Origin of the sequence: Mesorhizobium sp. M7A.F.Ca.US.006.01.1.1 (assembly GCF_003997935.1) — a bacterium.
Lineage (GTDB): Bacteria > Pseudomonadota > Alphaproteobacteria > Rhizobiales > Rhizobiaceae > Mesorhizobium.
The window spans coordinates 1-7,307 of the sequence record NZ_RZQL01000302.1; the positions used below are offsets into that span (position 1 = coordinate 1).

Annotated in this window: 7 protein-coding genes; all 7 read right to left on the reverse strand. The window is 62.5% G+C overall.

All coding sequences use genetic code 11. The features are described from left to right. On the reverse strand, nt 1-1,006 hold a 1,006-nt coding region (mgrA, locus tag EN943_RS32825; RefSeq protein WP_127416112.1), incomplete at its 3' end, for an L-glyceraldehyde 3-phosphate reductase. 121 nt (nt 1,007-1,127) lie between these two features. After that, nucleotides 1,128-2,270 carry a Gfo/Idh/MocA family oxidoreductase gene (locus EN943_RS32830; RefSeq protein WP_027037753.1) on the reverse strand — a complete coding sequence of 381 codons (1,143 nt, stop codon included), beginning with the start codon at nt 2,268-2,270 and terminating at the stop codon, nt 1,128-1,130. Between the two features lie 10 nt (nt 2,271-2,280). After that, a complete protein-coding gene (locus EN943_RS32835) occupies nt 2,281-3,027 on the reverse strand; it encodes a sugar phosphate isomerase/epimerase (RefSeq protein WP_127416113.1) in 747 nt (248 codons plus the stop codon). Between the two features lie 53 nt (nt 3,028-3,080). Beyond that, nucleotides 3,081-4,178 carry a sn-glycerol-3-phosphate ABC transporter ATP-binding protein UgpC gene (gene ugpC, locus EN943_RS32840; RefSeq protein ID WP_127416114.1) on the reverse strand — a complete coding sequence of 366 codons (1,098 nt, stop codon included), beginning with the start codon at nt 4,176-4,178 and terminating at the stop codon, nt 3,081-3,083. Between the two features lie 5 nt (nt 4,179-4,183). Further along, entirely contained in the window at nt 4,184-5,116 is a 933-nt protein-coding gene (locus EN943_RS32845) for a carbohydrate ABC transporter permease (RefSeq protein ID WP_164778495.1), read from the reverse strand. A 2-nt stretch (nt 5,117-5,118) separates the two neighbouring features. After that, nucleotides 5,119-6,006 (reverse strand): sugar ABC transporter permease, encoded by an 888-nt coding sequence (locus EN943_RS32850; RefSeq protein ID WP_024504415.1) that lies wholly within the window; start codon nt 6,004-6,006, stop codon nt 5,119-5,121. 81 nt (nt 6,007-6,087) lie between these two features. Beyond that, the gene (locus EN943_RS32855; RefSeq protein WP_127416116.1) at nt 6,088-7,299 is read right to left on the reverse strand and encodes an ABC transporter substrate-binding protein; all 1,212 of its coding nucleotides are present in this window, start codon (nt 7,297-7,299) and stop codon (nt 6,088-6,090) included. Between the last annotated feature and the right edge of the window lie 8 nt (nt 7,300-7,307).

Below are 7,307 nucleotides of genomic sequence, written 5' to 3' on the forward strand. Positions count from 1 at the left end.
GCAGATTGATGTCGGACTCCCGCGCATAGGTGTCGATCTCGGCGAGTTCGGCATCGCTGAAGTCGAGCACCTTGAGCGCGCCGACGCAGTCCTCGACCTGCTCCGGCCGGCTGGCGCCGATCAGGGCCGAGGTCACCCTGCCCTTGCGCAGCACCCAGGCCAGCGCCATCTGCGCCAACGTCTGCCCGCGTTTGCCGGCGATGGCGTCGAGCGCCTTGATGTTGGCGATGGTCTTGTCGTTGATGAAGGCTGTCTTCAGCGACTTGCCCTGGGAGGCGCGGCTGCCGTCCGGAATGCCGCCGAGATACTTGTCCGTCAGCATGCCTTGCGCCAGCGGCGAGAACACGATGGAGCCGACGCCGAGCCCTTCGAGCGTATCCAGCAGGCCATCTTCCTCCACCCAGCGGTTCAGCATCGAATAGCTCGGCTGGTGGATGACGCAAGGCGTGCCAAGCTGCTTCAAGATATCGGCGGCCTCGCGCGTGCGCTGCGAGTTGTAGGACGAGATGCCGGCATAGAGCGCCTTGCCCGAGCGCACGGCATGGTCGAGCGCACCCATCGTTTCTTCCAGCGGCGTGTCGGGGTCGAAACGGTGCGAATAGAAGATATCGACATAGTCGAGCCCCATCCGCTTCAGGCTCTGATCTAGGCTGGCCAGCATGTATTTGCGCCCGCCCCATTCGCCGTAGGGACCGGCCCACATCTCGTAGCCGGCCTTGGTCGAGATGATCAGCTCGTCGCGGTAGGCGGCGAAGTCGGTGCGCAGGATTTCACCGAAGGCGGTCTCGGCAGAACCGGGCGGCGGACCGTAATTGTTGGCGAGGTCGAAATGCGTGATGCCGAGGTCGAAGGCCTTGCGCGCGATCGCCTGCTTGGTCCTGTGCGGCGTGTCGTTGCCGAAATTATGCCACAGGCCGAGCGAGATCGCCGGCAGCTTCAGGCCGGAGCGGCCACAGCGGTTGTAGATCATCTTTTCATAGCGGTTTTCGGCAGGCGTGTAGGGCATCGGAAAATCCTCAAATGGAAACGAGCCGGTCGGCTGCATCGCGACAACGCGGCGAGTTGGCTCTGCCCCTCACCCTTACCCTCTCTCCGTCGGAACGGGGAGAGGGTTGAGGTGTGCTGCCCTATTTCTTCTTCGCCAAAAGCGCCTTGGCTTCCTTGACGCCAAGGGCGGCCGGCCGTTCGCAGGTGGTCTGCATGGCGACGAACTTGCCGGTTTCGCCGGAGCGCAGCAGGCCGGTCATCACGTCGACGGCGTGCAGCGCCAGTTCCATCGAACAGCGGTGCGGCCGGCCTTCCGCGATCGCCACCGCCATGTCGGCGAGGCCTGACGTGCGGTAGTTGGCCATCATGCCTTGCGAATGCATCTCGTTGGGCACGCCGAACGGATGCGGCCAGTTCGGCAGCTTCTTGACCGGCTTGCTGTCTTGCGTGAAGCGCACATCACCACCGAAGAAATTCGGATCCGGCACAAACACCGTACCCGCCTCGCCATAGAGTTCCATCGGCGCGTGGCCGTGGGCCCAGACGTCCCAGCTGGTGTTGAGCGTTATAACGGCACCGTTCTCGAACTCCAGCAGGCCATGGATGGTCGTCGGCGTGTTGACCGGTATCTTTTCACCCGCGCGCGGCTTTGAACTGATCGTCCGCTCCTTGGCCGGCGTTGTCGCGAAGGCCGCGACCTGCTTCACCGGCCCGATCAGCTGGATCAGATTGGTGATGTAATACGGTCCGATGTCGAGCACGGGACCGGCACCCGGCTGGAAGAAGAAATCCGGATTGGGGTGCCAATGCTCCATGCCGTGGCCCATGACATGGCAGGTACCACTCGTGACCTTGCCAAGCTTGCCGGTGTCGATCAGGTTGCGCACCAGTTGATGCGCGCCGCCGAGGAACGTGTCTGGCGCCGAGCCGATCCGCAGACCCTTTTTCTCCGCCCGCTTCTTAAGGTCGAGCCCTTCCTTGACCGACAGCACGAACGGTTTTTCCGAATAGACGTGCTTGCCGGCGTCGAGGATCTGCTTTGACACCTCATAGTGCACCGCCGGGATGGTCAGGTTGACGATGATGTCGATGTCGTCGGCCTTGAGCAGGTCTTCGACGGTCTCGGCGCGCAGCTTGAACTCCTTCGCCCGCGCCTTGGCCGCCTCCATGTTGATGTCCGCGCAGGCACGCATTTCAATGCCGCGAAACAGCGGCGCCAGCGAAAAATACGCCTTCGAGATGTTGCCGCAGCCGATCACGCCGATGCCAAGTTTCTTTGCCATGGTGATGCTCCTAATAGGTTTTGGCGGCTGCGATGGAGCGGCGGGCGAAACGCTCGATGTCGTTGGGGTTGTCCTGTTCCATGACGTAGTATTGGGCAGCACTCCTGGCACGCAACACCTTGACCAGGCCGGCCCAGTCGATGGTGCCATGGCCGACATCAGACCAGCCATCCTCATCCAGCCCCTCGCCGGGCTTGGCCATGTCCTTGACGTGGACGGCGCTGATGCGCTTGCCGTGTTTCTCGATCCACGGCAGCGGATCATCGCCGCCGCGCACCACCCAGGCCACATCCATCTCCCAACTGACATCGGGCGCGGATGACAGGATGTGGTCCTGCGGCACCGATCCGTCGGCAAGTTTCTTGAATTCGAAATCATGGTTGTGCCAGGCAAAGCCGTAGCCGGCCTTTTTCGCGGCGTCGCCGACCTTGGCCAGACGTTCGCCGAAGCCGCGCCAGCCGGCCACGTCGGATGGCCGCTGATCGGGCATCAGGAAGGGACAGATGAGCAGCGTGATACCGAGTGCGTCGGCGGTTCTGCGCACGCCGTCAAAATCGTTCTCAAGCGCGTCGATCGAGAAATGGCCGGTCGGCATGGCAAGCCCGTTCTTGTCGAGCTCGGCGCGGAATGCCCCGGGATCATCATAGACGCCGCCGAAACCTTCGACCTGGGCGTAGCCGAGTTTGCCGAGCATGGCGAGCACACCGTCCCAGGGTTGGAAATTGCGGGCGCTGTAAAGTTGGAATGACCAATTCATCGTCTCTGTCCGTTTCGCTTGGGGATTGTCGTTGGAAGGTTGGTTCTCAAAAGCTAGATGCGTGTGCCGGTTGCCGTGTCGAAAAGCGAGGCGCGCATCGGATCGAAGCCAAGCGTCACCGCTTCGTCGTTCTTGGGCGTGCGTTCCGAGGTCACTCGGACGCTGAAATTCTGCTGGGCAAGCTTCAGCCAGACCAGCGTGTCGGAGCCCATGGGTTCGACCACCTCGACATTGGCGGCTATCGAGAACGGCCAACCGGTGCCGCTGTTCAGGCTGACATGCTCGGGCCTGATACCGAATGTGACGAGGCCGGGAGCCGGAGGCTTGGCAAAGTCGTAGGTGCCGAGCGGGATCTTGATATCCTCGGCCGCGAACCGCCAGCCGCCGTCCGCGTCTTCCAGGCGGCCGTCGACGAAGTTCATTGCGGGCGAGCCGAGGAAGCCGGCGACGAAACGGTTGACCGGCCTGTTATAGATGGTCTGCGGCGCATCGAGCTGCTGGATGACGCCGCCCTTCATCACCGCGATGCGGTCGGCCAGCGTCATCGCCTCGATCTGGTCGTGGGTGACGTAGATCATGGTGTTCTGCAGCTTGCGATGCAGCAGCTTGATCTCGACGCGCAGTTCGGCGCGCAGCTTGGCATCGAGATTGGACAGCGGCTCGTCGAACAGGAACACGTCGACATCGCGCACCAGCGCCCGTCCGATCGCGACGCGCTGACGCTGGCCGCCGGAAAGGGCGGCGGGCTTACGCTGCAGCAGCGGCTCGATCTGAAGGATTTCAGCCGCCCGCGCGATCCGCTTGGCGATCTCTTCTTTTGGCGTGCCGGCGACACGCAGCCCAAAGGACAGGTTCTTCTCCACCGTCATTTGCGGATAGAGCGCATAGGACTGGAACACCATGCCGATGCCGCGGTCCTTGGGCTCTTCCCAGGTGACGTTCTTGCCCTTGATGAAGATGCGGCCCTCGGAAACGTCGAGCAGGCCGGCAATGCAGTTGAGCAAGGTCGACTTGCCGCAGCCGGACGGCCCGAGCAGCACGATGAACTCGCCATCGGCGACATCGAGATTGAGAGTCTCCAGGACGGTCACCGCGCCGAAATTCAGCGACAGGTCCTGGATCGAAACGCTGGTATCGTTGGCTGCCGTCATCGCCGTCACCCCTTCACCGCGCCGGCGGCGATGCCGCGCACGAAAAGCTTGCCGGAGATGAAGTAGACGATGAGCGGCACAAGCCCGGTCAGGATGGTTGCGGCCATATTGACGTTGTACTCCTTCACGCCTTGCACCGAATTGACGATGTTGTTGAGCTGCACCGTCATCGGATAGGTGTCGGGGCGGGTGTAGACGACGCCGAACAGGAAGTCGTTCCAGATGCCGGTCACCTGCAGGATGATGGCGACGACGAAGATCGGCAGCGACATCGGCAGCATGATGCGCAGGAAGATGCCCCAGAAGCCGGCGCCGTCGACGCGTGCCGCCCGGAACAGCTCTTCCGGCATCGAGGCGAAATAATTGCGGAACAGCAGCGTCAGGATCGGCATGCCGAAAATGGAATGGACGATCACCAGCCCGCTGAGGCTGCCATAGAGGCCGATCTCGCGCAGGATGATGACGATCGGATAGATCATCACCTGGTAGGGAATGAAGGCGCCGACGATCAGGATGATGAAGAACGTATCGGCGCCCTTGAAGCGCCAATTGGCCAGTGCATAACCGTTCACCGAGGCGATGGCGATCGACAGCAGCACCGACGGCACAGTGATGCGCACCGAATTCCAGAAGCCGCGCGAGAGCCCGTCGCAGTTGAGGCCGGTGCAGGCCGTTGACCACGCCTTGACCCACGGCTCGAAGGTGATCTCGAGCGGCGGTGAGAAGATGTTGCCGAGCCGGATCTCCGGCATGCCCTTGAGCGAGGTGACGACCATGACGTAGAGCGGCAACAGGTAGTAGACGGCCATGACGAACAATGTGCCGTAGAGGAAGACGTTGCGGCGCGACATCATGCGGCGCGGCTTCGGGCCGTAGGGGCCGGTGATGCCCTGGCGCACGCCGGCGGCGGTGCTTGCTTGAGCGGTGATGTCTGCCATGCTCATTTGCGCCGCCCGAACTCGAGATAGGCCCAAGGCACGATGACGATCACCACCGAGAGCAGCATCATGGTCGAGGCGGCAAAACCCTGGCCGAGGTTCTGGGCGAAGAACATATAGTCGTAAACGTATTTGGCCGGCACTTCGGAGGCGATGCCCGGGCCGCCGCTGGTCTGGGCCACGACGAGGTCATAGACCTTGACGATGCCGGCAGCGATGATGACGAGTGTGGTGATGAAGACCGGCCGCATCATCGGGATGACGATGAACAGATAGGTCTTCCACATCGGGATCCCATCCACGCGCGCCGCCTTCCAGATGTCTTCGTCGATACCGCGCAGGCCGGCCAGCATCAGGCACATGATGAGCCCTGTGCCTTGCCACAGCGCCGCGATCGATATGCCGTAGATGACGATGCTGGAATTGTAGAGCGGGTCGAAGCTGAAGCTTGTCCAGCCTAAGTCCCGTACCACGTGCTGGATGCCGAAATCCGGATTGAGCAGCCATTGCCAGACCAGGCCGGTGACGATGAAGGAGAGCGCGAAAGGATAGAGGAAGATGGTGCGCAACGTGTCCTCGAAGCGGATCTTCTGATCGAGCAGCGCGGCAAGCAGGAAGCCGATGACCAGCGAGAACACCAGCGAGATCGCGCCGTAGATCAGCAGGTTCTCGATCGAGATCAGCCAGCGCGGCGTCGCCCACAGGCGGTAATACTGGTCGAGCCCGACGAAATTCAGCCGCGGCAGGAGCTTCGAATTGGTGAAGGAATAGAGCACCGTCCAAACGGTGCCGCCGACGAAAACCACCATGGCGGTGAGGATCATCGGGATCGAGGCGACCTTCGCATTGAGGTTGCGGAACAGAAGGTTGGGACGTTCGCTCTTGCTCATCTCGTCAGCCGGCTGGGTAAGGGCGGTGCATTCCCGGCCCTGCATTCGCAAGGCCGGGAGCGAGGTGGGTTGCCTCCAGCGTCAGTCCGCCGAAGCGATGAGGTCGGCGAAGCGCTTCTGCGCGTCTTCGACGGTCAGTTCCGGCTTGGCGAAGAATTCGGCGAAAAGGTCTTCCTTCTGCTTCTGGGTGTCCTGTGAAAGCAGTTGGTCCGTCCACGGAATGACGGCGCCCTTGGCAAGGATGGCGAGGCCTTTCTTCATGCAGTCGTTCGCCGCATTGAGATCGACGTCGCCGCGCACTGGCAGGGAACCCTTCTTCAGATTGAAGGCAACCTGCGTCTTGGGATCGAGCAGCGTCTCGGCCAGCACCTCCTGCGCCTTGCTCTTGTCGGCATCCTTGAGCAGCGGGAAATAGAAGGCATCGCCGCCCGTGGCGATGACCTCGTTCAGCCCAAGGCCCGGCAGACAGGTATAATCCTTGCCGGCAGTCTTGCCGGCAACCTGGAACTCGCCCTGTGCCCAGTCGCCCATGATCTGGCCTCCGGCCTTGCCGGTGATGACCAGGTTGGTCGCCTGGTTCCAGTCCTGCACATTGGTGTTCTTCGCCATCTTGCGGGCATCGTCCGCGGCCTTGAAGACCTTGGCAACTTCGGGTCCGGCGGCGAACTTGGCGTCCTTGTCCTTGTAGACCTTGAGGAACGTGTCCGTGCCGCCCACAGCCGCAAGCAGCACGTCGAAGGCACCGGAGGATTGCCAAGCCTGTCCGCCGACGGCGAGCGGGATGATGCCGGCCTTTTCCAGCGCCGGCGCTGCCGCCACGAATTCATTCCAGTCCTTCGGCAACGGCACCCCGGCCTTCTCGAAGGCCTCGTTGGACAGCCACAACCACTGCCAGGAATGGATGTTGACGGGCACGCAATAGATCTTGCCGTCGATGGTGCAGCCGTCGAGCAGGCTCTTCGGCCGGACGACATCAGTCCACTTGCCCTTGGTGGCGACGTCGGTGAGGTCGCGCATCAGGCCGGCCTGCACCAGTTCTTCCGCCTGCCGGCCATGGTTGAATTGCGTGGCGCCCATCGGATCGCCACCGGTGATGCGGCTGATCATGATCGGCCGCGCCGTGCCGCCGGAGCCGGCAATGGCGCCGTCCACCCAGTGGTTGCCGGTCGCATCGAATGCCTTGGCAAGTTCCGCAACCGCAGCCGCCTCGCCGCCCGACGTCCACCAATGGGTGACTTCCAGGTCCGTCGCGGCCGCCTGGCCGGCAAACTGCAACGCGGCCGTCGCTGCCAGCGCAGCGG

What these genes read in the sequence shown, in the direction of transcription:
- EN943_RS32830 (WP_027037753.1), bottom strand. Translation starts at nt 2,270, where the DNA reads ATGGCAAAGAAACTTGGCATCGGCGTGATCGGCTGCGGCAACATCTCG.
- EN943_RS32835 (WP_127416113.1), bottom strand. Translation starts at nt 3,027, where the DNA reads ATGAATTGGTCATTCCAACTTTACAGCGCCCGCAATTTCCAACCCTGG.
- ugpC (WP_127416114.1), bottom strand. Translation starts at nt 4,178, where the DNA reads ATGACGGCAGCCAACGATACCAGCGTTTCGATCCAGGACCTGTCGCTG.
- EN943_RS32845 (WP_164778495.1), bottom strand. Translation starts at nt 5,116, where the DNA reads ATGGCAGACATCACCGCTCAAGCAAGCACCGCCGCCGGCGTGCGCCAG.
- EN943_RS32850 (WP_024504415.1), bottom strand. Translation starts at nt 6,006, where the DNA reads ATGAGCAAGAGCGAACGTCCCAACCTTCTGTTCCGCAACCTCAATGCG.